At 50.3% G+C, this 23,196-nt stretch carries 21 protein-coding genes and 1 riboswitch; of the genes, 19 read left to right on the top strand and 2 right to left on the bottom strand.

Features of this window, described 5'->3' with window-relative positions; genetic code table 11:
- Window positions 1-5: 5 nt before the first annotated feature.
- From ACTOY7_RS11785 to ACTOY7_RS11730, 12 genes are all read left to right on the top strand, one after another.
- On the top strand, window positions 6-734 hold the full coding sequence (locus ACTOY7_RS11785; RefSeq protein WP_482670876.1) for a response regulator transcription factor: 729 nt from the start codon (window positions 6-8) through the stop codon (window positions 732-734).
- A 126-nt stretch (window positions 735-860) separates the two neighbouring features.
- On the top strand, window positions 861-2,318 hold the full coding sequence (locus ACTOY7_RS11780; protein ID WP_482670875.1) for an NCS1 family nucleobase:cation symporter-1: 1,458 nt from the start codon (window positions 861-863) through the stop codon (window positions 2,316-2,318).
- Window positions 2,319-2,385: 67 nt separating this feature from the next.
- The gene (gene hydA / locus ACTOY7_RS11775; protein WP_482670874.1) at window positions 2,386-3,762 is read left to right on the top strand and encodes a dihydropyrimidinase; all 1,377 of its coding nucleotides are present in this window, start codon (window positions 2,386-2,388) and stop codon (window positions 3,760-3,762) included.
- Window positions 3,759-4,733, top strand: a complete 975-nt coding sequence (locus tag ACTOY7_RS11770) for a BMP family protein (RefSeq protein ID WP_482670873.1) — start codon at window positions 3,759-3,761, stop codon at window positions 4,731-4,733. The genes hydA and ACTOY7_RS11770 overlap by 4 nt, the downstream gene beginning before the upstream one ends.
- A 104-nt stretch (window positions 4,734-4,837) precedes the next feature.
- Window positions 4,838-5,557, top strand: a complete 720-nt coding sequence (locus tag ACTOY7_RS11765) for a hypothetical protein (protein ID WP_482670872.1) — start codon at window positions 4,838-4,840, stop codon at window positions 5,555-5,557.
- 51 nt (window positions 5,558-5,608) lie between these two features.
- Window positions 5,609-5,779, top strand: a riboswitch (Lysine riboswitch).
- A 76-nt stretch (window positions 5,780-5,855) separates the two neighbouring features.
- Window positions 5,856-6,740, top strand: a complete 885-nt coding sequence (dapA, locus tag ACTOY7_RS11760; protein WP_160282958.1) for a 4-hydroxy-tetrahydrodipicolinate synthase — start codon at window positions 5,856-5,858, stop codon at window positions 6,738-6,740.
- Window positions 6,741-7,049: 309 nt separating this feature from the next.
- On the top strand, window positions 7,050-7,901 hold the full coding sequence (locus tag ACTOY7_RS11755) for a class II fructose-bisphosphate aldolase (protein WP_300824187.1): 852 nt from the start codon (window positions 7,050-7,052) through the stop codon (window positions 7,899-7,901).
- A gap of 141 nt (window positions 7,902-8,042) precedes the next feature.
- The gene (locus ACTOY7_RS11750; protein ID WP_482670871.1) at window positions 8,043-9,107 is read left to right on the top strand and encodes a LacI family DNA-binding transcriptional regulator; all 1,065 of its coding nucleotides are present in this window, start codon (window positions 8,043-8,045) and stop codon (window positions 9,105-9,107) included.
- Window positions 9,107-10,624 carry a xylulokinase gene (xylB, locus tag ACTOY7_RS11745; RefSeq protein ID WP_482670870.1) on the top strand — a complete coding sequence of 506 codons (1,518 nt, stop codon included), beginning with the start codon at window positions 9,107-9,109 and terminating at the stop codon, window positions 10,622-10,624. The genes ACTOY7_RS11750 and xylB overlap by 1 nt, the downstream gene beginning before the upstream one ends.
- 81 nt (window positions 10,625-10,705) lie before the next feature.
- On the top strand, window positions 10,706-11,749 hold the full coding sequence (locus tag ACTOY7_RS11740) for a galactitol-1-phosphate 5-dehydrogenase (protein ID WP_482670869.1): 1,044 nt from the start codon (window positions 10,706-10,708) through the stop codon (window positions 11,747-11,749).
- Between the two features lie 14 nt (window positions 11,750-11,763).
- Window positions 11,764-12,696 carry a 1-phosphofructokinase gene (pfkB, locus tag ACTOY7_RS11735; protein WP_482670868.1) on the top strand — a complete coding sequence of 311 codons (933 nt, stop codon included), beginning with the start codon at window positions 11,764-11,766 and terminating at the stop codon, window positions 12,694-12,696.
- Window positions 12,697-12,754: 58 nt separating this feature from the next.
- The gene (locus ACTOY7_RS11730; RefSeq protein WP_482670867.1) at window positions 12,755-13,765 is read left to right on the top strand and encodes an aldo/keto reductase; all 1,011 of its coding nucleotides are present in this window, start codon (window positions 12,755-12,757) and stop codon (window positions 13,763-13,765) included.
- 354 nt (window positions 13,766-14,119) lie between these two features.
- Here the strand turns inward: ACTOY7_RS11730 and ACTOY7_RS11725 are convergent, their stop codons facing one another.
- Window positions 14,120-14,968 (bottom strand): AraC family transcriptional regulator, encoded by an 849-nt coding sequence (locus ACTOY7_RS11725; protein ID WP_482670866.1) that lies wholly within the window; start codon window positions 14,966-14,968, stop codon window positions 14,120-14,122.
- Between the two features lie 395 nt (window positions 14,969-15,363).
- Between ACTOY7_RS11725 and ACTOY7_RS11720 the strand changes: the two genes are divergently transcribed.
- The 3 genes from ACTOY7_RS11720 to ACTOY7_RS11710 all read left to right on the top strand — a co-directional run bounded on the left by ACTOY7_RS11720 (window position 15,364) and on the right by ACTOY7_RS11710 (window position 19,250).
- Window positions 15,364-16,839, top strand: a complete 1,476-nt coding sequence (locus ACTOY7_RS11720; RefSeq protein ID WP_300885006.1) for a rhamnulokinase — start codon at window positions 15,364-15,366, stop codon at window positions 16,837-16,839.
- Between the two features lie 15 nt (window positions 16,840-16,854).
- A complete protein-coding gene (locus ACTOY7_RS11715) occupies window positions 16,855-18,660 on the top strand; it encodes an L-fucose isomerase (protein WP_482672489.1) in 1,806 nt (601 codons plus the stop codon).
- 149 nt (window positions 18,661-18,809) lie between these two features.
- Entirely contained in the window at window positions 18,810-19,250 is a 441-nt protein-coding gene (locus tag ACTOY7_RS11710; protein WP_016296296.1) for an RbsD/FucU family protein, read from the top strand.
- A 146-nt stretch (window positions 19,251-19,396) separates the two neighbouring features.
- On the opposite strand, the gene ACTOY7_RS11705 is transcribed toward ACTOY7_RS11710, so the two are convergent.
- Window positions 19,397-19,642, bottom strand: coding sequence for a helix-turn-helix domain-containing protein (locus ACTOY7_RS11705; RefSeq protein WP_160282948.1), 246 nt, complete (start codon window positions 19,640-19,642; stop codon window positions 19,397-19,399).
- A 680-nt stretch (window positions 19,643-20,322) separates the two neighbouring features.
- On the opposite strand from ACTOY7_RS11705, the gene ACTOY7_RS11700 reads away from it, so the two are divergent.
- The 4 genes from ACTOY7_RS11700 (at window position 20,323) to ACTOY7_RS11685 (ending at window position 23,187) form a co-directional block, all read left to right on the top strand.
- Window positions 20,323-20,577, top strand: a complete 255-nt coding sequence (locus tag ACTOY7_RS11700; RefSeq protein WP_160282947.1) for a PRC-barrel domain-containing protein — start codon at window positions 20,323-20,325, stop codon at window positions 20,575-20,577.
- 150 nt (window positions 20,578-20,727) lie between these two features.
- Complete coding sequence (gene nrdR, locus ACTOY7_RS11695; RefSeq protein WP_160282946.1) at window positions 20,728-21,177, top strand: transcriptional regulator NrdR; 450 nt, start codon at window positions 20,728-20,730, stop codon at window positions 21,175-21,177.
- A gap of 273 nt (window positions 21,178-21,450) precedes the next feature.
- The gene (locus ACTOY7_RS11690) at window positions 21,451-21,942 is read left to right on the top strand and encodes a CarD family transcriptional regulator (RefSeq protein ID WP_160282945.1); all 492 of its coding nucleotides are present in this window, start codon (window positions 21,451-21,453) and stop codon (window positions 21,940-21,942) included.
- A gap of 531 nt (window positions 21,943-22,473) precedes the next feature.
- Window positions 22,474-23,187, top strand: coding sequence for an IMP cyclohydrolase (locus ACTOY7_RS11685; RefSeq protein WP_300885005.1), 714 nt, complete (start codon window positions 22,474-22,476; stop codon window positions 23,185-23,187).
- Window positions 23,188-23,196: the final 9 nt, after the last annotated feature.

Genomic DNA, 23,196 nt, shown 5'->3' with positions numbered 1-23,196 from the left:
AGAAAATGGAGATCGTGATCATTGACGATGAGCCGAAAATCAGAAACGGATTGAAGCACCTGCTGGAACGGCAGGAGGGCTGGACTGTGGCAGGCGCGTTTGAAAATGCAGTGGATGCGCTGGGGTATCTGTCACATCACTGCACGGATGTGATCATCACGGATATCAAGATGCCGGAGCTGAACGGTCTGGAAATGCTTGCGCGCCTCCGGGAAAGAGATATGGACGCAGACGTGATCATCGTGAGCGGATATTCAGATTTTCGTTTTGCACAGCAGGCCATCGAGCTGGGCGTCCTGCGGTATATGGTGAAGCCAACCAATCCGAGGGAACTGCTGCAGATCTTAAGGAGTGTGGAGGAGAAAAAACGTGGAACGGTCAAAAAGCCTGCGCCAGCAGTCCATAATCTGCTTGTGAAGAAGGCGGTGGATTATATTGAGTCTCATTACAGTGAAAAGCTCAGCCTGAAAGAAATTGCGGAAAAGCTGTATGTCACCCCGAATTATCTCAGCGATCTCTTTAAACGGCATACCGGGAAAAATATTTCCGTATATATCACGGATGTGCGTCTGGAAAAGGCGAAGGAATATCTGACCATACCGGAATGCAATGTGGCGTCTATCTCGGAGCGGGTTGGTATTGGAAATTCCAGGTATTTCAGCAACATTTTTAAGAAAAAGTATGGGATGACACCCAGCGAATATCGGAACAGATCAGTAGAATTTGAAACATAATCGTAGATTTGCTGCATTGTGGTCTGCGGGCTCCTCATTTACAATATTCTTATCAAAAAGTTAGACTTTGGGCCGAAGAATAACAAAGAAACCAGATGGAGATGAGATGTGTAAAGGAGGACAACGATGAGCTTGTTTCAAAAACAGACCGGTGACATTGTTGAGCTGACCCAGGCCGGTATTGATGAGATCGGAAAGTACAAAAATAATTATACGGAAGTAACAAAACCAAACAATATGGACGACAGACACTGGTCCGCGTGGGATATGGGAAACCTCTGGATCGGGATGCTGGTCTCCATTGCGGTATATCAGGTGGCAAGCGGGCTGATCGTGTCCGGGATGTCATGGGCGCAGGCATTGGTGACCATCGTGCTGGGACATTCCCTGGTTATGATATTTGCCGTGATCCTGGGGCACTTTGGAGTGAAGTATGGAGTGTCTTATCCCATGCTCTGTAAGATGGTCTTTGGAGCTAAGGGAACGATCGTGCCTTCTCTGGTACGCGGGATTCTGGGCTGTTTCTGGTTCGGCGTTCAGGCATGGATCGGCGGGCAGGCGATTCAGACGATCCTGGTCACCTTTATTCCGGCATGGAGCGGGTTCGGCTTTACCGGGCAGTTTATATCCTTCCTTGCGTTCTGGGCAATGAACGTTTATATTGCAGGCTCCGGTTCTTCAGCCGTTCAGAAGCTGGAAAAGTTCGCGGCGCCGGTGCTGATTATTTTGAGCTTTATCGTAATCATATGGGGAATCTCTACAGCTGACTGGAGCATTGCGAAGCTGATGTCCGAGCCGTCCATACAGGGACAGGAGGGAGCTGACTTCTGGAAGCTGTTCTTCCCGGCACTGTCTTCCATGATTGCTTTTGACGGCGGGATCGCATTATCCATGGCAGACTTTACAAAGAACTGTAAGACACAGAAGGCGCAGGTGCTCGGACAGGTAGCAGGCGCGCCGATCATGACGGCATTTATCGCATTTGTTGGGATCTGCGGAACGGCGGGCGCGTCCTTTGCCTTCCACGAAGCAATCTGGGAACCGGCTGTGCTGGTAGGAAAATTTGGAAATCCTCTGATCGTGGTGATCTTCTCCATATTCATTATCATGGCAGTATTGACTACGAACGTCGCGGCGAACCTGGTGCCGCCGACAAATGTGATCTCGACCCTGTTTGCGAAGAAGATAACCTATCGGCATGCGGCCATTATCGCGGCGGTCCTTGCACTGTTTGCACAGCCCTGGAATGCTCTGGCAAGTGCCTATGACCTGATCTACAATGTATGCGGGCTTCTGGGAGCATTGCTGGGACCAATCTCAGGACTGTATCTGGTGGCATATCTGTTTGAGCATAAGACAGAGGTGGATATGGTAGACCTGTACAGGGAAGACGGCGGAAAGTATTTCTATAAGAAAGGGTGGAATACGGCGATCATTGTGATTTTTGTCGCATCCATGATCCTGGTCCTCCTTGGAAAATTTGTTCCGGCCATGCATGTACTGTTTGATAATGCATATGTGATCGGAAGCATCGGAGCCGGCCTTGCATACTACATTTACCTGAAGGTGAAAAAGATTGCTTAATGATTCGGCGTTCGAATGTATGTTTTGAAAAGCGTATTTGTTTTATAAGGAAAGGAAGTAAAGCAAAATGAAGAAAATAGTGAAAAACGGAAGGATCTTTACAGAAGCGGAGGATTATCAGGCAGACATCCTGATCGAGGATGAGAAGATCGTGTGTATTGGAACCGATATTTCAGACGTGGACGCAGAAGTCATCGACGCGGCCGGCTGTTATGTACTCCCGGGGGCCGTGGATGTACATACCCATATGGATCTGGATGTGGGGATTTCCAGGGCGGTTGACGATTTTTATGACGGAACCGTGGCGGCGGTCTGCGGAGGAACGACCTCCATTGTAGACCATATGGCTTTTGGGCCGGCGGGAATCCCGCTGCATTATCAGTTTGACGTGTACCGGAAGCTGGCAGAGGGAAAGGCAGTCATCGATTATGGATTTCACGGGACAGCGCAGCATGTGGACGCAGAGATCCTGGCAGAGCTGGAAACTATGGCGGCGGACGGGATCCCCAGTGTAAAGGCGTATCTGACCTACGGCTTTAAACTCAATGACGCGGATGTTCTGCAGATCCTGCGGAAAATGAAAGAGATCAACGGGATCACCGCATTTCACTGCGAGAATCATGACGTCGTGGAATTCCTGAAGCAAAAGCATAAGAGCGAAGGGAAAACATCCCCGATCTGGCATGCGAAAAGCCGTCCGAACCTGGCGGAAGCGGAAGCGGTAGGCCGTGTTCTGAAGCTGGCCAAGATGGCGGACGACGCGCCGGTATATATCGTGCATCTCTCCTGCAAGGAAAGCCTGGAGGCTGTACGGGAGGCAAGGAGACTGGGACAGAAAAATATTTTCGTGGAAACCTGTCCGCAGTATCTGCTTTTGACAGAGGAATGCTATACAAGGGAGGACGGCCTGAAATTCATCATGTCCCCGCCGCTCCGTACACAGGAAGACTGCGATGCGCTGTGGGATGGGCTTGCGGCCGGAGAGATCCAGGTCATTGCCACGGATCACTGCCCGTTCAACTATGGAAAAGAAAAGCAGATGGGCAAGGAGGATTTTACCGCATGCCCGAACGGGGCTCCGGGAGTGGAGGAGAGACTGATGCTTTTATATTCCGAGGGCGTGGCCAAAGGACGCATCACCATGCAGCGCCTGGTGGAGACACTTTGTACAAAGCCATGCAGGATCTATGGACTGTATCCGGAAAAGGGCGCGATCCTGCCGGGGGCAGACGCAGACCTTGTAATCCTGGATCCGGATGCATCGGGAGTGCTGACACACAGCCGGATGCATGGGGCTGTTGACTATACCTCTTATGAAGGCATGGAGCTGCGGGGAGAGATCCGTCTGGTCATGCAGAGAGGAAATGTACTGGTAAAAGAGAATCAGTTTATCGGAGAAAAGGGCGCCGGACGTTTTATCCATCGGAAGCCTTTGCAGGGATGATACATAGTATAAAACGATATGGCAGGGTCCTGCTGGCAGGTATCTTCATGCTGCTGCTGTGGGGCTGCGCGCTCCAGAACCACAGCCCGCGAAGGGAATTGAAAAACAGCCGGATCGTAGTGCTGCTTCCGGGAGAGGGCGGCGACCTGAGCTGGAATGATACCAATATGGAAGGAATTTCCTATTGCGAGGAGAAGCTCGGGATTACAATAGAATGCAGAAAAAATGTACAGGAAACAGAATTTGAACAGGTTCTGGTAGAGTGCGCGGAGAAAGACTATGATCTGATCCTGGCGTCTGGAGAGCAATTTACGGATTCGGTGAATACGACAGCGGAACGCTATCCGGACACCTTTTTCTGCGTCATCAACGGTATCCGGGCCGATCAGGAAAATGTGGCATCGGTCAGGCCGAGGGAGTACGAAGCCAGCGAGATGGCTGCGGTGATCACGGGAAATATTGCGGAAACCGGAACGATCGGAATGGTTGCGGGATACCCGAATGAAGGGATGGAGCATCTTCTGGACGTATATGAAGGGAAGGTTCGTGAAATCCTGGAGGAGCGGGGGATGGAAAAAATAGTATTTCTGCGGGCATATACCAACAGCTGGACAGATCAGGGGCTGGCCAGGAAGATGGCGGAACAGATGATCGGCAGCGGAGCAGAAATCTTATTCGTATATTCCAATGAAGCAGGACTTGGATGCATTGAAGCTGCCAGAGATCAGGGGACTAAGGTGATCGGTTTTTCCAGCAATCCTACCCGGGAACATCCGGATACGGTGGTGGCGTCCATCAAATTTGACTTTGGGAAGCTCTATGAATGGATCCTTTCCCGATATGAGAACGGGAAGCTGTGCGGGAAGAAGCTGGAAGAGGTAGGACAGGAGGAAGGGATTTTTGTTCCTGTATATTCTTCCGGTATCAGTCCGGAGATCCGGGAAAAGGTCAAACAGGCTTCCGGGGAATAGACTCACCCTGGATGTCGAAACTGCCTGACGGTTTTCTTCTTTTTTCACGATTACAATGTGCTAGACTGTAACACACTTGAATCATGAAAAAGGAGGACAGGCTTATGAGCAGACTGAAAAAAAACTGGATGCAGGCAGCTGCCCTGGTGACTGTGATGACAGTTCTTCTGGGCGGCTGTACTGCATTCGACGCATGCGCCTATATGCAGGCAATTCTGGATGTTTCTTATAAAAATGAGACAGAGGATTATATGGAGCTGACAGGCGCGACAGAGGAGGAGGCCAATGAGATCTTTCAGAATAATCTGGATGCCACGATGCATGAATTTCATACGGCAGACCTGTCGGAAGAACTGGAGGAAAGCTACAGAACCTTATTTGAAAAGACCATAAAGCAGGTAAAATATACGGTAGGAGAGGCAGCGGAAACAGAAGAGAACGGGTATACGATCGATATCTCGGTGGAACCGATCCTGCTGTTTGACAGTACCTATGATGAATTCCAAAAGAAGGCCGAGGAGTATGCGGCGGAGATTTCCAACGGTGTGATGGACGGAAGAGAAATGCCCTCGGATGATGAGATTCAGGACCATGTATACCAGACCTACTATGAGGTTCTGACAGAAGCATTGGACTCCGGATTGTCCTACGGTAAGCCCAAAAAGATTGCGGTACATATCAACAGGACAGAGGAAGGTACTTACGAAATTCCGGAGGAGGACCTGCGTGCTTTGGACCAGACTATGATCTCGCAGGAAAAGCTGGGACAGGACGGCAGCGAAACCGTGAAGAAGGAAGCGGATGAAACTGAGAAATTGGAATAATTTCGTTGACAAGAACGGGTATCGGTGTTATTCTAAATAAAATAGAAATGGAAACGAGATAGAGGTCGCATTTTTTATCAGTACATTGCCGGATGTGCAGGGCAGGGGAAGGCAGCGGAAAGGAAAAGATGCCGAAAGGATATGATTCCTGAGGTCATATTGCTTGGGCATGGCGTGAATAACGGCATGACTGTCATCGCAGGATGGAGTGCTATCTGATATACATGGATGTATATTTTAGGGGACGGCGCATCTTGCCGTTTCTTTTTTCGTCAAAAAAGAGCAGGAGGAAAAAGCAGTGGCAATTTTTAAGGGCGCAGGTGTTGCGATCATTACACCAATGAAGGAAAATCTGGAAGTGAACTATGATAAGCTGGATGAGATCCTGGAGGAGCAGATTGCCGGGGAGACAGATTCTATCATTATCTGCGGAACGACAGGAGAGTCCGCGACTTTAAGCGAGCAGGAGCACATGGACGTGATCAAGTTTGCAATTGAGCGCGTGAACCACCGGATCCCGGTTATTGCGGGGACTGGTTCCAACAGTACCGCTACGGCAGTGCAGCTCTCCAAAGAGGCGGCAGCGGCAGGGGCGGAGGGACTGCTCCTTGTGACGCCGTATTACAATAAGGCGACGCAGAACGGACTGATCGCCCACTATACAAGGATCGCCAATGAGGCAAAGATCCCGGCCATCCTTTATAATGTACCCAGCCGTACCGGATGTGCGATCCAGCCGGAGACTGTGGCCCATCTGGTAAAAAATGTGGAATACATCGCGGGGATCAAGGAGGCATCCGGCAATATCGGCAATGTGGCGAAGATCATGCACCTGTGCGACGGGAAGATTGACCTCTATTCCGGCAACGATGACCAGATCGTTCCGCTGCTGTCTCTGGGAGGTCTGGGAGTGATCTCTGTGTTGTCGAATGTGGCGCCGAAGTACGTACATGATATGGTCTATAAGTTCTTTGAAGGTGATATCCAGGGAAGCTGTAAGATGCAGCTGGATGCGCTTCCGCTCTGTGACGCCCTGTTCTGTGAGGTGAATCCGATCCCGGTGAAGGCGGCAATGAACCTGATGGGGAAGGAATGCGGACCGTTGAGAGGACCATTGACCGAGCTCGAGCCGCAGCATAAGGAAGTGCTGAAAAAGGCGATGCTGGAGTTTGGGATCCTGTAAAAAAGAGTCGCTGTCATTACAGTTCACTGGCCAGCCAATAAACTGTCGTTTGCAGCGATAAAGTTGAATATTACGAGTGGTTTTAACAGCCGCCGCGGCATGCAGAGGAGAGATGCATACTGCGGCGGTTTGTCATTCAGCCACGGAGGAAACGGAAGAATTGCAGCAGAAGAATACTTTTAAATATAAGTTTTGCATAGAAAAAGAAAAGAAATCAGAACTTTTTTATTGACTTTTGCCTGGAAATGTAGTACGATAATTTTAATAAAAAACCGAAACGTTTCGGTTTTAATAAAGGAGGAGAACAAGATGCCATTAGTAACATCAGAAAAAATGCTGGCAGACGCACAAAAGGGCGGCTATGCCGTAGGCGCGTTCAATGTGGAGAACATGGAGATGGTGAAAGCGGTCATTGCTGCCGCGGAGGAGCTTCATGCCCCGGTCATGCTGCAGACAACGCCGTCCACGATCAAGTACGGGACGCTGGAGACCTATTATGCGATCGTCGCTGCGGAGGCGAAAAAAGCGGCAGTTCCGGTCTGCCTTCACCTGGATCACGGCAGCAGCTTTGAATTGGCGGTACAGGCGCTTAAGGCAGGATATACTTCTGTGATGATCGACGGTTCTCATGAAGATCTGGAGGGGAACATCGCAGTCAGCAAAAGGGTCGCAGATGTGGCAAAAGCCTGCGGCATCCCGGTCGAGGCCGAGCTCGGCAAGGTAGGCGGCAAGGAGGATGACCTGGAAGCAGAAGCAGATACCAACACGGATCCCATGGAAGCGAAGGAATTTGTGGAAAGAACCGGAGTGACCTCTTTGGCGGTTGCCATCGGAACGGCCCATGGATTTTACAAGGGAACGCCGGTGCTGGACAAGGAGCGTGTATCCGAGATCCGGAAGGTGGTTTCCATCCCGCTGGTGCTGCACGGGGCTTCCGGGCTGAGCGACGACGAAGTACGGGACTGTGTGCGCCGGGGAATCTGCAAGGTGAATTTTGCGACCGAACTGCGGGCGGCTTACACTGCTGCGGGCAAGAAGCTGATCGAAGAGAAGCCGGACACTTTTGACCCAAAGAAGCTGGGCGTGGTCGGTATGGAGGCAGTGAAGCAGCTGGTGATGGAACGCATGAAGGTGTGCGGATGCGACGGAAAGGCAGATTGATATGATGTCCATTGTGGGATGCGGCTTGGGTATGGACGGAGGAAGAATGGCAGAGTGGTATGCCTTGTGAAACGGCCGAATGGCCATACGGGATGCCCTTGAGTATCGATTTTGAAACAGCAGTGAAAGCAGGGGGCGGATATGGCGGCAACGATGAAAGACATAGCAAAAGAAACCGGGCTCGGGCTGGCAACGATTTCTTCCTATCTGAATGGAGGAAATGTCCGGGAGAAGAACCGGGTCAAGATTGAGCAGGCCATTGAAAAACTGAATTTTGAAGTCAATGAGGTAGCCCGGGGGTTAAAAACCAACCGGACGAGGATGATCGGCATCGTCATACCGGAGCTGAATAACATTTTCTTTGCGGAGATCATTACAGAGCTGGAGGATGTGCTCCGGGGGCAGGGCTATGCGGCCATGATCTGCGACTGCCGTACCGATGAAAAGCGGGAAGCGGAAGCAGTAGAATTTTTGAAACGCCGCAGGGTGGACGGGATGATCGTCATTCCCACCGGGAAAAGCGGCGCCTGCCTGCAGAATGTGATGAAAACCGGTAAGCCCATTGTGATGATCGACCGAAGGATCCGCAGCGTCCATTGTGATACCGTGCTGGTAGATAACCAGGGCGCCGCGGAGGACGCGATCCGGCGTCTGATCGCCGCGGGGCACCGGCGGATCGGCATGATCGCTGGGGAACAGGAGGTCTACACGGCGGAGGAACGTTTTCGGGGGTATGTGCGGGCGCTGGAACAGGCGGGGATTGCTGCCAGCGAATCCCTGGTCGTCCGGGGGGACTATACCATCCGGGGCGGAAGCCGGGGAATCCAGGAGCTTACCAGGAAAAATCCCGACATGACAGCGGTCTTCATTTCCAACTATGAAATGACGCTGGGGGCGATGATCGAGCTGAATGAACTGGGAATCCGGATTCCGGAGGAAATGTCGGTCATCGGCTTTGACAATATGGAATTTGCCAGGGCATGCATCCCGAAGCTCAGTATCGTGACCCAGCCTACGAAGGAGCTGGGAAGGCGGGCCGCGGAGCTGATGCTGAAAAGGCTGGAGGAAAAAGAGCAGACGGAGTTTGAGACGGTCAGGCTGGCCACCAGCTTTGTGGAAGGAAGATCCGTTTGCCGGCGGCCGGATACGTTACGGGCTGCCGAAGGATCCGAAAGCCGTGTACAGAAGGAAGAAAGGGGGCTGTGATGAAACCATATTTGTTAGGAATTGATATTGGAACAAGCGCCTGCAAGGCTGCGGTATTTAACCGGAACGGAGAGGTGATCGCTTCGGCCAGCGAGGAATATCCGGTGTACTATCCCCATCCGGGATGGGCGGAGCAGGATCCGCGGGACTGGTGGCGGGCCGTGTGCACTGCCATAAAGAGGATGGCGGCAGACGGAGTGGATCTGTCGGAGATCGCGGGTGTTGGAATCGACGGGCAGAGCTGGTCGGCAATTCCGGTGGACCAGGCGGGAAATGTGCTGGCCAGGACACCCATCTGGATGGATACCAGGGCACAGGATATCTGTGATGAATATAATGAAAGGCTTGGAGCGGACCGGATCTTCCGGACAGCGGGCAACTCTCTGCAGCCGTCTTATACCACGGCGAAGATCCTCTGGTACCGGAGGAATTTGCCGGAGGTGTACCGCCGTACATATAAGATCCTGCAGTCCAACAGCTATATTGCGTTCCAGCTGACCGGCAGCATGACCCAGGATATTTCCCAGGGATATGGCCTGCACTGCTTCGATATGCGTACCGGAGCATGGGACGAGGAGCTGTGCGAGGCGCTGGAGATTCCCAGGACGCTGCTTCCGGATATTTATCCGAGCCATGCCGTCATCGGGACAGTGACCGATCAGGCGGCGGAAGAAAGCGGACTGACGGCAGGAACCCCTGTGGCGGCAGGAGGGCTGGATGCGGCCTGCGGAACATTAGGAGCAGGTGTGGTCCACCCGGGAGAGACCCAGGAACAGGGCGGCCAGGCGGGCGGAATGAGCATCTGTATCGACACCTATCAGGCAGACCCGAGATTGATCTTGGGCTACCATGTGGTGCCGGGCAGGTGGCTCCTCCAGGGGGGCACCACCGGAGGAGGCGGTGTGATGCGCTGGCTGGAACGGGAATTCGGCGCTTACGAGCGGGAAGCGGGAAAGGGCTGCGGCAAAAGCTCGCTGGAGCTGTTCAACGAAGCGGCGGAGGCAGTCGGCCCAGGCTGCGACGGAATGGTATTTCTCCCCTATATGTCCGGCGAACGCTCTCCGATCTGGGATCCGGATGCCAAAGGAGTCTATTATGGGATGGACTTCGGAAAAACCAAGGGACATTTTATCCGGGCGGCTATGGAGGGTGTGGCCTATTCTCTGCGCCACAATCTGGAGATTGCCAGAGAAGCCGGAGCAGAGGCGGAGGTGCTGCGGGCCATGGGGGGCTCGGCCAATTCGCTGCTGTGGACCCAGATCAAGTCCGATATTACCGGAAAGCCGATCGTGGTGCCCTCATCCGATACGGCCACCACACTGGGCGCGGCGATCCTGGCCGGCGTGGGCGTAGGCATGTACGGCAGTTTTGAGGAAGCCGTAGGACTGACAGTAAAGGAAAAGCGCCGCCATGAGCCAAACCCGGAGCATCGGGAGGTTTATGAGAGGAACTACCAGATCTATCTGGAACTGTATGGGCAGCTCAAGGGCATAATGAAGAAATACAGGAAAAGATAACCTGCCGTTTTGAGAGGCAGTAAGACAGTATCATAAAAAATAAGGTGTCTGATGAAACAGATACAAAAGGAGTCAGAAAAGATGAAAGCAGCAGTAGTATGTGCAAATGAAGATGTACAGTATCTGGACTACGAGGAGCCGACGCCGGGACCGGGGGAAGTGAAGGTAAAGGTAAAAGCGTCCGGGATCTGCGGTTCAGATATCCCCAGGGTTCTCTACAATGGAGTCCATTTTTATCCGATCGTACTCGGACATGAGTTTTCCGGAGACGTGGTGGAAGTCGGGGAAGGGGTTACAAAGGTAAAGATCGGTGACCGGGTTTCTGGCGCGCCTCTGCTTCCCTGCATGAAATGCGATGACTGCCAGAACGGGAATTTTTCTCTCTGTAAGCATTACAGCTTTATCGGATCCCGTCAGCAGGGGAGCAATGCGGACTATGTGGTCCTTCCGGAACAGAATGCGGTCATATTTGATCCGTCCATTTCCTATGAGCAGGGAGCCATGTTTGAACCGTCCACAGTAGCGCTTCACGGCCTGCTTCAGAATGATTATCAGGGCGGGCAGCATGTGGCAGTACTGGGCGGCGGCACCATCGGGCTGTTTACCATGCAGTGGGCTAAGATCTTCGGATCCAGAAAAGTGGTAGTCTTTGATATCAGCGAGGAACGGCTGGAGCTGGCGAAGCGGCTGGGAGCGGACGAGGTCATCAACACCACAGAGGAAGGCTTTTTGGAGAAAGCCATGGAGCTAACCGGAGGGAAAGGATTTGCCTATGTCTATGAGACCGCCGGACAGGCGCCGACCATGTACATGGCGTTTGAGCTTGCCGCAAATAAGGCTCATGTGTGCTTTATCGGAACCCCCCATGTGGACCTGACCTTTACCCCGCGGATGTGGGAAAATATGAACCGGAAGGAATTTAAGCTGACTGGTTCCTGGATGTCCTACAGCTCGCCGTTCCCGGGAAAGGAATGGGAACTGACGGCCCATTATTTTGCAACCGGGCAGTTAAAGTTCGATGAAGGGCTCATTTACAAAAAGATGCCCATGAGCCAGGCACAGGAAGCGTTTCAGATGTTCAAGACACCGGGCCTCGTAAAGGGCAAGGTGCTGCTGTGTAATTAGGAGGAAGGCTTGAGATGATTCTGACAGTGACATTGAATGCGGCCATCGACAAACGGTATGTGGTAGAGGAGGTCCGGACGGGAGAGGTGAACCGGGTGAAGGAATGCGTCTATACGCCGGGCGGCAAGGGGCTGAATGTGTCCAAGCCTGCAGCCATCTATGGGGCGGAGGTGACGGCCACCGGATTTGTCGGCGGCCACGCAGGGCATTATATTGAAGATGCGCTGGAGCCCTTTGGGATCAAGAGCGCGTTTTACCATATGGAAGCCGAGAGCCGTTCCTGCATCAATATCTGGGACGAAAAGAACCAGCTCCAGACGGAATTTCTGGAACCGGGATTTACCGTGACTGAGGCGGATTTTGAACGGTTCCTGGAGCATTTTCAGGGACTGGCGGCAGACGCGGATGTGGTGACCATATCCGGAAGCGTACCCAAAGGGCTGGACGGCACAGCCTATCAGCGGATGGTAAAGCTTGTCAGGGAAGCGGGAAAGCCGGTGATCCTGGATACCAGCGGGAAGCTGCTGGAGCAGGGGATTAAGGCTGCCCCGACCATGATCAAGCCCAACCTGGATGAGATCCGGATGCTGACCGGGAAGGACTGCACCGATCCGGAAGAGATCATAGAAGCGGCAAAGGTGCTTCATGGGCGTGGGATTAGGATCGTTACCGTATCCCTGGGAGGAGACGGCGCCGTTGTGGTATCGGATGAGGGCGCATACCGGGCCAGAGTACCCCGGATCCATGCGGTGAATACGGTGGGCTGCGGAGATTCCATGACTGCCGGGTTTGCGTTGGGCCTGAGCGAGGGCTTAAGCATCAAAGAGACATTGCGTAAGGCAAGCGCTGTTTCCGCAGCAGCAGCCATGCGGGAAGAGACGGGATTTTTTGTAAAAGAGGATATGGAACGGCTCCTGCCGCAGATCGAGATTATCGAGCTGGCGTAAGACGGCAGATTTCATGGGCCGTGAGTAAAAACATGATGATAGAAAAGGAGAAGAAGCAATGGGAGAATTTATCAATCCGGCAAGTGTGCCGAAGGTAACATTTTACAATGGAGTAGAAGTACCCTGTGTGGGTATGGGGACGTTCGGATCCGACCGCTTTACCCCGGAGCAGGTATCCGGCGCGGTGGCAGGCGCGATCCGCTGCGGCTACCGGATGTTTGACTGTGCCGCATGCTATGGAAATGAGGACCAGATCGGGCAGGTGTTCCAGGACGCGTTCGATGAAGGCGTGGTGGAGAGAAGCGAGCTATTCATCATGACAAAGGTATGGAATGACATGCATGAAAGAGTGGAGGAGTCCTGCAGGAAGAGCATTGCGGACCTGAAATGCGGTTATATCGACCTGTTTTTCATTCACTGGCCGTTCCCGAACTATCATGCGCCGGGATGTGACGTGGATTCCAGAAATCCGGATTCCAAGCCCTTCAGCACAGAGGAGTTTATCCGTACATACAGACAGTGCGAGGAACTGGTAGAAAAAGGGCTGATCCGCAATATCGGCATTTCCAACATGACCATTCCGAAGCTGGAGGCCGTGCTGCCGCTGATGAAAATTCAGCCTGCAGCATGTGAGATGGAGCTGCATCCCTGTTTCCAGCAGCAGGAGCTGTTCGACTATCTGAGTGACCACAAGATCCAGCCCATCGGATTTATGCCGCTTGGCTCTCCTCAGAGGCCGGAACGTGACATCTGTCCGGAGGACGTTGCGGACATGCAGACGCCGGAAATGCAGGAGATTGCGAAAGCGCACGGCGTGCATCCGGCACTGATCGCTTTGAAATGGGCGCGCCAGAGGGGACAGATTCCGATTCCGTTCTCTGTGCATGAGGTGGAATATGTGAGCAATCTCAAGAGCATGACTGAGGATCCGCTGACCGAGGAGGAAATGGCAAAGATCGCAACGCTGGAAAAGAATAACCGGCTCGTGAAAGGGCAGGTATTTCTTTGGGAAGGCGCAAACGACTGGCATGACCTGTGGGATGAAGACGGTGTGATCGTGACTCTGTAATAAAATATACGGGGCTGTCGGGAAATAACGATTTATACCCCTGATAGGTAAGAAAAAACAGTCCGGTAAAAATTCAGGCTTTTTAAGGCGCTGGATTTTTACCGGACTGCTTTTTCTTTTAGCAGTATCTATTTTAGGGCGCAAAATCCCCTTGTTTGGATTTTGAGAAGCGCTCCTTTGGCTAAGCTACTTTCGGCTCCTTTTTTCCTTCATATTTTTCAATTTCTGAATCCCTTCGCCTTTTGCAATCTCCACCAGATTCTTCTGCAGTTTTAAGATTTCAAGCGGAGAACTGTGATCAATCTCAATGAGGGGATTGTTATATAACATGGAACGGAGAAAAGATGGATGCTGTCAGGATTTCAGATATCGTTTCGGGGTGGTTCCTTTATATCTTTTAAATGTTTTGATAAAATAGCTCAGGTCATTGAATCCGGAATTGTATGCCACCTCCGTAATGGACTGCTCGGAAGTCAGAAGCTGGTAGCAGGCCCTCTCGATCCGGTAATAATTCAGGTAATCAATGGGGGTCCGGTGAGTCATTTCCTGAAAAAATTTACAAAAATATTTGGGCGACATGTTGACGCTGTGGGAAATCTCCTCCAGCGTCAGCGGCATTTTATAAGAGCTTTCTATAAATTCCAGAACCTGCTTGAGCTGCAGGATCCGCCGGTGGTTGCGGGGGTAGACCTCCGGCGCGGGATGATAATGGTTTTCCGCAAAGATCGTACCGATCATCTGATACAGGGATCCAAGGACGATCATCTGGTATCCCGGCCTCCTGGAAGCCACCGCGCCGAACATCCCCCAGATGATGCGGTGGAGCTCCTGATCGGATTCCGGATAAAGATACTGCGGCTCGACCTCATGTTCTGTAATCCTGCGGATCATCCGGCAGCAGGAATCATTTTTATTCATGAGAATATTCATATCAAATACCAGACAGTCATATTCACAGTCGTCGGGCATCCCCTCATGAAGGACGCCGGCCGGAACAAAGATGAACATGCCGGCCAAAGCGTCAAATTCCTCTTCATCAATGGTCAGGCGCAGGGTGCCCTTTAAAATCCGGATCAGTTCAAACTCTACATGCCAGTGCAGGGACATGACATACTGCGGATGAGACGGGGATACATGATGATATTCCATAGGAAAGTCGGCGGTCCCTCTCTGCCAGCTCTCCTGATAATTAATATACTGCATAATACTCCTTTGCGCGTGTTATTGTACGATTTGCGGTTACTTCACTTCAATGCGGAACGTAGAAATATGTGGTTACTGTTCACACAGTGCCGTACGCTTGCTAACGATATGTGAATATTGTTATACTTTTTTACATTATAACACAAGTATAATTCTCTGTACAATGGTAAAATAAAATCACCGTTTATATTTGGGACAGCAGGATTTGAGGAAAATGACTGTGCAAGTTTACTTGTCGAAACGCTTTTTCTATTTCTGAAATTGGGCGTATCGCCTATAGATCAGGGGGAGACTGTATTGGCAGCGGTGAGGATACACAATTCATAGAAAACGCGGCTATCTGTTCTAAATAGTTACAAATATACCAAAATTATCAGAAGGGAGGAGGTAGGTCAGTGAGCGGAAACAAGAAGCAGGTCCTTGCGTTTGACTTCGGTGGGGGGAGCGGCCGGGCTATCCTGGGAAGACTGGAGGATGGGAAGATCCGTATGGAGGAGGTACACCGTTTTTCCAATGACCCGGTGATGCTGAACGGGACCATGTACTGGGACACACTGAGACATCTTTTCGAGATCAAGCAGGGGATCGTGAAGGCAAAGCAGAAGGGCGGCTTTGAGAGCATCGGCATTGATACTTGGGGTGTGGACTTCGGTCTCATCGACGAGCACGGCGATCTTTTGGAAAATGCGGTTCATTACCGGGATGACAGAACCGTGGGGATGCAGGAAGAGGTGTTCAAGGCCATACCGAAGGAAGAGGTCTACAGCTTGACCGGACTGCAGTTTGAAAACTTCAATACCATTTTTCAGTTATATTCCCTGGTGCAGAAACGGCCGTGGATTCTGGAAAGGGCAGACAAGCTGCTGCTTTTGCCGGATCTGTTCAACTATTTCCTGACCGGGGAAAAGAGAGCCGAGTACACCATGGCAGCGACCACGCAGCTCCTTGATGCAGGCAGGACGGAATGGTCCGACCGGATTCTGGAAGCGCTGCGGATCCCGAAGACACTTCTGCCGGAGATCATTCCCAGTGGTACGGTGGTTGGAACGCTGAAAGCGGATATCTGCGAGGAGCTTGGAGTGGAACCGGCCAAGGTCATTGCCATCACGGGACATGATACACAGAGCGCGGTGGTATCCGTCCCCACTCAGGAGAAGGACTTTATCTTTATCAGCTGCGGCACATGGAGCCTTTTCGGAACGGAGCTTGACGGGCCTGTGATCGGAGAAAGATCCATGGCATGCGATGTAAGTAATGAAGGCGGTTACGGCAATACAACCACACTGCTGAAAAATATCATCGGACTCTGGCTGGCCCAGGAGAGCCGACGTCAGTGGATCAGGGAAGGAAAGGAATATTCCTTCGGAGAGCTGGAAGAAATGGCGCTCACGGCAGAGCCGTTCCAGAGCTTTATTGATCCGGACGCGCCGGAATTTGTTCCGGCAGGCAACATACCGGAGAGGATCCGGGAATTCTGCCGCAGGACCGGACAGAAGGTGCCGGAGACGGTGGGAGAGATCATGTGCTGCATCAACCAGAGCCTGGCACTAAAATACCGCTATGCGCTGGAACAGATCGAATCCTGCACCGGAAAGCATTATCCGGTCATCCATATGATCGGCGGCGGGATCCAGAGCAAGCTGCTCTGCCGGATGGCAGCAGGGGCAAACGGACGCAAGGTGATCGCTGGACCGGTGGAAGCCACCGCGCTGGGCAATATCGCGGTACAGATGATGGCAATGGGCGAGATCCGGGATGTAAAGGAAGCAAGGCACATCATTGCGGAATCGGAAACTACATATGAGTATCTTCCTCAGGATACTGAGAAATGGGATGCTGCATATGAGAAATTTAAAACATTTATTCATTAAAGGAGGAATACTGCTATGGCAAAATCAAGACTCATTGGAGACTATCCGGTAATTGGAATCCGTCCTACCATCGACGGAAGAAGAGGGGCGCTCGAGGTTCGTGAATCTCTGGAAGACCAGACCATGAACATGGCAAAATCCGCTGCAAAGCTGTTGGAAGACAACTTAAAATATACCAACGGGGAACCGGTAAAGGTCATCATTGCGGACACGACCATCGGACGTGTCGCGGAAGCGGCGGCATGCGCGGATAAGTTCAAAAAGGCCGGGGTAGACATTACTCTGACCGTGACACCCTGTTGGTGCTACGGCGCAGAGACCATGGATATGGATCCAATGACGATCAAAGCGGTATGGGGCTTCAATGGAACAGAAAGACCGGGCGCGGTTTACCTGGCATCAGTCCTGGCTACTCATGCGCAGAAGGGCCTGCCGGCATTCGGTATTTACGGACATGATGTATGTGAAGCGAGTGACACCGAGATTCCGGAAGACGTAAAAGAAAAGCTGCTGAGATTTGCGCGTGCCGCGGTGGCTGCCGCGACCATGAGAGGAAAATCTTATCTGCAGATCGGTTCCATCTGCATGGGAATCGGCGGATCTATCATTGATCCTGCATTTATCGAGGAATACCTTGGCATGCGTGTGGAATCCGTAGATGAGGTAGAGATCATCCGCCGTATGACAGAAGGCATCTATGATGAGGCTGAATATCAGAAGGCGCTTGCATGGACAAAAGAAAAATGTATTGAAGGCTTTGACAAGAACCCGGAAGAGCTGCAGAAGAGCCGCGATGCAAAGGATTCTGACTGGGAATTCGTTGTAAAGATGATGTGTATCATCAAGGACCTGATGAACGGAAACGACAATCTGCCGGAGGGCTGCGAAGAAGAAAAGGTTGGCCACAATGCCATCGCTGCCGGCTTCCAGGGACAGAGACAGTGGACAGACTTCTATCCGAACTGCGACTATCCGGAAGCGATGCTCAATACCTCCTTTGACTGGAACGGAGCAAGAGAGCCCTATATCCTGGCGACCGAGAACGATGTACTCAACAGCCTTGGAATGCTGTTCAACAAGCTGCTTACCAATTCCCCGCAGATTTTTGCAGACGTTCGTACATACTGGAGCCCTGAGGCAGTGAAGAAAGCGGCAGGCGGCTATGAGCTGGAAGGAAAGGCAAAGGAAGCCGGCGGATTTATCCATCTGATCAACTCCGGCGCGGCATGTCTGGATGCCAATGGACAGGCAAAGGACGCCAATGGAAACGGCGTGATGAAGCCGTGGTATGAAGTAACAGAGGCAGATCAGGAAGCCATCATGAAGGCGACTACCTGGAACTATGCAGACCTTGGATATTTCCGGGGCGGCGGATATTCCTCCAGATTCGTTACAGAAGCAGAGATGCCTGTGACCATGATCCGCCTGAATCTGGTGAAGAATTTAGGACCGATGCTGCAGATCGCAGAAGGCTGGACTGTACATCTTCCGGACGAAGTAACCGACGTACTCTGGAAGAGAACCGACTATACATGGCCGTGTACCTGGTTTGCGCCGAGGACAACAGGAGAAGGCGCATTTGCTACGGCATACGATGTAATGAACAACTGGGGCGCTAACCACGGCGCGATCAGCTACGGACATATCGGAGCAGACCTGATCACCTTGTGCTCCATCCTGAGGATTCCGGTTGCTATGCACAACGTACCGGAAGAGAAGATCTTCCGTCCTGCATCCTGGAACGCATTCGGCATGGACAAGGAAGGCGCTGACTACAGAGCATGCCAGGCTTACGGACCATTATATAAGACCATCAAATGATAAAAATGCCAAAGGACTTTTGACGATTTTATCATCCAACAGATAGTATGAGGCAGGCGGCATTCCGGGATTGTTTTTGCGGGCGGGATGCCGCTCAAGTAATGTGATATCAAGTATCGTATGAAGAAAGATTATGGAGGACATAGAATATGTTAAAAGGAATTCCGAAAATTTTGTCTCCGGAATTGTTGATGGTGCTCTGCGAGATGGGGCACAGTGACCGTCTGGTGATCTCTGACGGGAACTTTCCGGCGGAATCCATGGGAAAGGACGCGATCGTGATCCGCTGTGACGGCCACGGCGTGCCTGAGCTTTTGGATGCCATCCTGCAGGTGTTCCCGCTGGATACTTATGTGGAGAAGCCGGTGAACCTGATGGAAGTGATGCCCGGAGATGATGTGGAGACTCCAATTTGGGATACCTACAAGGAGATCATCGCAAAACATGATTCCCGCGGCGCGGACTGCGTGGGCAATATCGAGCGCTTTGCGTTCTACGATGAGGCAAAGACAGCTTATGCGATCATTGCGACCGGGGAATCCGCTCTGTACGCAAATGTGATGCTGCAGAAGGGTGTTGTGACAGAATAGCTGTAGATATGGCTTTTCATTCGAAAGAATCTTCTCTTATAAATCTGAAAAGAAAACCGCGCCGGGATGGTATTTTTACGATACTATCCCGGCGTTTTTATATTCATATAAAAGGGGAATCATAGTAAATATTCTGTGTCTGTATGTTATTCTGAGGACTTATGCTTTTTTCTGTATTCATTTGGAAGCATTCCAAATTTTCCTAAAAAAATTTTATTAAAATAACTGCGATTTGAAAAACCTGATTTCGACATTATATTATAAATACTTAGATCTGATTCTATAAGTAACGCGGCTGCCTCCTGCAGCCGAAAAAGCTGCCCATATTCTACGAGAGTTAAACCTGTCGATTTTTTTACGACTCTGTTTAGATAGTCAGCATTATAATGCATGAGGCATTCTAGTATAACTCACGATAATTACCGCTACCTTACACGCAGGATAAATTTTTATGTGCAAGGAAGCTGAATGAGGCGATGCCGGTAGCATCGTCGATTGAAGCTGACGCAGCAGATGAAAATTTAGACAAGTGAAAGGTGTGGATAATTATCGTGGGTTATACTAGTTCAGCCCGACTGATCTTACCCTTATTTTTTTCAAATATTTTGGTGATCTGGTGAATGAGATTTTCATCATTTGACCCCACAAGTTGAATAATTTCTTTCTGATATAGATCAGGATTTTCCATAATAGAAAAGAAACGGGCAACTAGCCCGGCCATAATAAAAACACAGCCAGGGTTTTGACTGATTGTAGCATTAATCATACTATGGATTAATGTTTCAAGATTATCACATAATTGTTCGAATTCTTCATTGACGGCTGTCGGCTTAAAATTGATATATTCTTTCGCATTGTAGTATTTACATTTTTTGTTTTTGCTGATCAGATGACTTATGGAATTAAAGGTATTGCAAAAAATATTGTTCGAAGAATATATAAAGCTGCTATCTACAAGTGTCTTTGACAGTTCAATGCTGATAGAAATGAATTTTTCCAGATGACGAGTAAACTTTTGAGGATTTTTTGCATATGGTAAAAGCAAGTGGAAATACGTTGTCAGGAGACGGGTATGCGGCTGTGTGAACTCCGGGAAAAGGAAGTAATCAATAGTTGTGACTGCAAAAGGCTGGGCTGTGTGGTGGATCTGGAATTTGACTGCGGCAGCGGGCAGATCGAGGCGCTGATCGTGCCGGGACCGGGGAAGATCTGCGGCTTTTTGGGGACGGATAGTGAATACGTGATTCCATTTCACTGTGTAAAACGGATCGGACCGGATATTATCCTTGTAGAAATACGGGAAGAAAAATTTTTGAAAAAAATATAATGCAAATACAGGGCGGATTGTGTATAATAAAGATATGCCGTATGTATTTTGGAATGCGGCAGTGCCGACGGCTTGGCGTATTTGTCGGCAGCAGTATCGAGTTCCTTTTGAAACATGTATGTAGAGTACAGAAGAAAGGCGGATAATATTATGAAATGTCCCTATTGCGGAAATTCGGATACACGAGTCATTGATTCCCGGCCGGCAGAAGAGAACAATTCCATTCGCCGCCGCCGTTGCTGCGATGAATGCGGGAAGCGGTTTACAACCTATGAAAAGATTGAGACGATCCCGCTGATTGTGATCAAAAAGGATAATAACCGGGAGCAGTATGAACGCTCCAAGATCGAGAACGGGGTGCTGAGCGCCTGCTACAAGAGGCCGGTACCGGCAGACGCCATCAAGGAAGCGGTGGATGAGATTGAGCTGCAGATCGTCAACCGGGAGGAGAAGGAGATCCCCAGCAGTCTCATCGGAGAGATCGTCATGGAGCGGCTGAAAACTCTGGATCCGGTGGCATATGTCCGGTTTGCATCCGTATACCGGCAGTTTAAGGACGTCAATACATTTATGGAAGAACTGAAGATGTTCTTAGAGTAATTAAAAGACAGAAGGTATTTCGGTCTGAGATCACAAAGAGCCAGAACCACACGGGAAAATATCAGAGGGCATTTTTCACAAAAAAGATCCTGTATCTATGGTGCATAATTAACAAAATTGAACCTTCCTTAAAAAAATCTCCTTACCTCGGGTAAAAAAAAGTGCTACAATAAAGTGTAGCAGAAGTTTACTCTACCGGACGTAAGGGCATGAAGATCCAATGTAAATGTGCAAATGAGAACGTTTCTGATCTGATAAGGAAGGAGGATGTGTATGCATAATCAAGGTGATGCAGTAGTTTATAAGTGTAAGGGTGTATATCGGATTGAAGATGTAGGAACATTGGATTTTATGTTTGCGGATAGAAAGAAGAAGTATTATACTCTGCAGTCCGTGGGAAATGCGAAGGACCGGGCCTATGTCCCCATTGATGACGATACCAATATCCGCAAGCCCATTGAACGGGAAGCGGTGCTGGGTTTGATCAAGAGGATGGATGATATTGAAATTCTGTGGGTGCAGAGTGAAAAGACCCGGGAGCAGGAATACAAGAATTGCATCTCCGGATATTTGCCGGAGAACTGGATCCGGGTGTTGAAGACCCTTTATAAGCGTACAGAGCATCGCGGCGGTGTGACAAGTATGGACAAGAAGTATCAGCAGCTTTTGGAGCATGCGCTTTACAGTGAGTTTTCATATGCCCTCGGCATTCCGGAAAATAAGGTCGAAGGCTTTATCAATGAGCAGAGAAAAAAAGAAGCGTAGTTGGCTGCCCTGGGGAGGTCCTGCCATTGGACAGGCTTTTCCGGGGGTTTTTGTTTTCAGAGATGACATAAATTAAAGATCTAAAACCCGAGAGAATGAGTTGACAGATTCTCTTAGGGTTTTCTTTTTTTTGAAAGAACGAAGTCTATTATATATCATTATTTCTACTTTATAAAAAATCTTCATTGAACCGTTTCAAAGAAATTCAATAGTGGCGATATTGAACATGTAATTTGCGTGAATTATAATGAAACCTTTGGATGTGAAAAGGGAAACGTGCGGCAATATTGTGCTGTGGTTTCCCTTTTCATGTGCATAGGTTTATTTTTTTCCAGAGCATTCAAAGCTGCTTTTTAAATACGATAGGATTGTTTGAGACAGCATTGCCTATGTTCGTTACTGTTCACACCCTGGCCGGGCGCGCACATTAACCTATGATCTCCAAAATAATGAAAAAAGATATTTTTATTATTGAACTTGCAGGATATCACAGGTATAATGGACATATTCGAAGGAAAGGAGAGGCATCTTATGAACATGTTATCCATTGAGCAGGAGTTAAAGAACAATTCTTATCCGGGTAGAGGGATCATCCTTGGAAAAAGCGCGGATGGGACAAAAGCGGCTGCGGCATATTTTATCATGGGGCGCAGCGTGAACAGCAGGAACCGCATCTTCGTGGAAGACGGGGAAGGGATCCGCACTCAGGCGTTTGACCCGGCCAAGCTGACGGATCCAAGCCTGGTGATCTATGCGCCGGTGCGCGTGCTCGGCAACAAGACCATTGTGACCAATGGGGATCAGACGGATACGATCTACGAAGGCATGGACAGACAGATGACGTTCGAACAGTCGCTGCGGTCCAGGGAATTTGAACCGGACGTACCCAACTATACACCCCGCATCTCCGGGATCATGCATGTGGAAAATGGAAACTATAATTATGCCATGTCGATCTTAAAGAGCAATCACGGCAATCCGGCGGGCTGCAATCGGTATACATTTGCGTATGAGAATCCGTCTGCGGGAGAAGGTCATTTTATACATACGTATATGCACGACGGAGATCCGCTGCCCAGTTTTGAAGGAGAGCCGAAGCTCATCTCCATACCGGACGACATGGGAGCATTCACGGAGCTTCTGTGGGACAGCCTGAATGAAGAGAATAAGGTGTCGCTCTTTGTGAGATATATTGACATCCAGAGCGGAACATACGAAACCAGAATTGTGAATAAAAATAAATAAGGAGTCGTA

This window comes from Schaedlerella sp., assembly GCF_056796775.1.
Note: the sequence above shows the minus strand (reverse complement) of the source record. Positions and strands in the feature narration are given on the sequence as shown.

Excerpts from the sequence above, each read along its gene's own strand:
- ACTOY7_RS11725 (WP_482670866.1), bottom strand. The coding sequence starts at position 14,968 with ATGCAGTATATTAATTATCAGGAGAGCTGGCAGAGAGGGACCGCCGAC.
- ACTOY7_RS11770 (WP_482670873.1), top strand. The coding sequence starts at position 3,759 with ATGATACATAGTATAAAACGATATGGCAGGGTCCTGCTGGCAGGTATC.
- ACTOY7_RS11710 (WP_016296296.1), top strand. The coding sequence starts at position 18,810 with ATGTTAAAAGGAATTCCGAAAATTTTGTCTCCGGAATTGTTGATGGTG.
- ACTOY7_RS11700 (WP_160282947.1), top strand. The coding sequence starts at position 20,323 with ATGCGGCTGTGTGAACTCCGGGAAAAGGAAGTAATCAATAGTTGTGAC.
- ACTOY7_RS11765 (WP_482670872.1), top strand. The coding sequence starts at position 4,838 with ATGAGCAGACTGAAAAAAAACTGGATGCAGGCAGCTGCCCTGGTGACT.
- nrdR (WP_160282946.1), top strand. The coding sequence starts at position 20,728 with ATGAAATGTCCCTATTGCGGAAATTCGGATACACGAGTCATTGATTCC.
- xylB (WP_482670870.1), top strand. The coding sequence starts at position 9,107 with ATGAAACCATATTTGTTAGGAATTGATATTGGAACAAGCGCCTGCAAG.
- pfkB (WP_482670868.1), top strand. The coding sequence starts at position 11,764 with ATGATTCTGACAGTGACATTGAATGCGGCCATCGACAAACGGTATGTG.
- hydA (WP_482670874.1), top strand. The coding sequence starts at position 2,386 with ATGAAGAAAATAGTGAAAAACGGAAGGATCTTTACAGAAGCGGAGGAT.
- ACTOY7_RS11705 (WP_160282948.1), bottom strand. The coding sequence starts at position 19,642 with ATGCATTATAATGCTGACTATCTAAACAGAGTCGTAAAAAAATCGACA.
- ACTOY7_RS11730 (WP_482670867.1), top strand. The coding sequence starts at position 12,755 with ATGGGAGAATTTATCAATCCGGCAAGTGTGCCGAAGGTAACATTTTAC.
- ACTOY7_RS11715 (WP_482672489.1), top strand. The coding sequence starts at position 16,855 with ATGGCAAAATCAAGACTCATTGGAGACTATCCGGTAATTGGAATCCGT.
- ACTOY7_RS11750 (WP_482670871.1), top strand. The coding sequence starts at position 8,043 with ATGGCGGCAACGATGAAAGACATAGCAAAAGAAACCGGGCTCGGGCTG.
- ACTOY7_RS11785 (WP_482670876.1), top strand. The coding sequence starts at position 6 with ATGGAGATCGTGATCATTGACGATGAGCCGAAAATCAGAAACGGATTG.
- ACTOY7_RS11685 (WP_300885005.1), top strand. The coding sequence starts at position 22,474 with ATGAACATGTTATCCATTGAGCAGGAGTTAAAGAACAATTCTTATCCG.
- ACTOY7_RS11690 (WP_160282945.1), top strand. The coding sequence starts at position 21,451 with ATGCATAATCAAGGTGATGCAGTAGTTTATAAGTGTAAGGGTGTATAT.
- ACTOY7_RS11755 (WP_300824187.1), top strand. The coding sequence starts at position 7,050 with ATGCCATTAGTAACATCAGAAAAAATGCTGGCAGACGCACAAAAGGGC.
- ACTOY7_RS11780 (WP_482670875.1), top strand. The coding sequence starts at position 861 with ATGAGCTTGTTTCAAAAACAGACCGGTGACATTGTTGAGCTGACCCAG.
- ACTOY7_RS11740 (WP_482670869.1), top strand. The coding sequence starts at position 10,706 with ATGAAAGCAGCAGTAGTATGTGCAAATGAAGATGTACAGTATCTGGAC.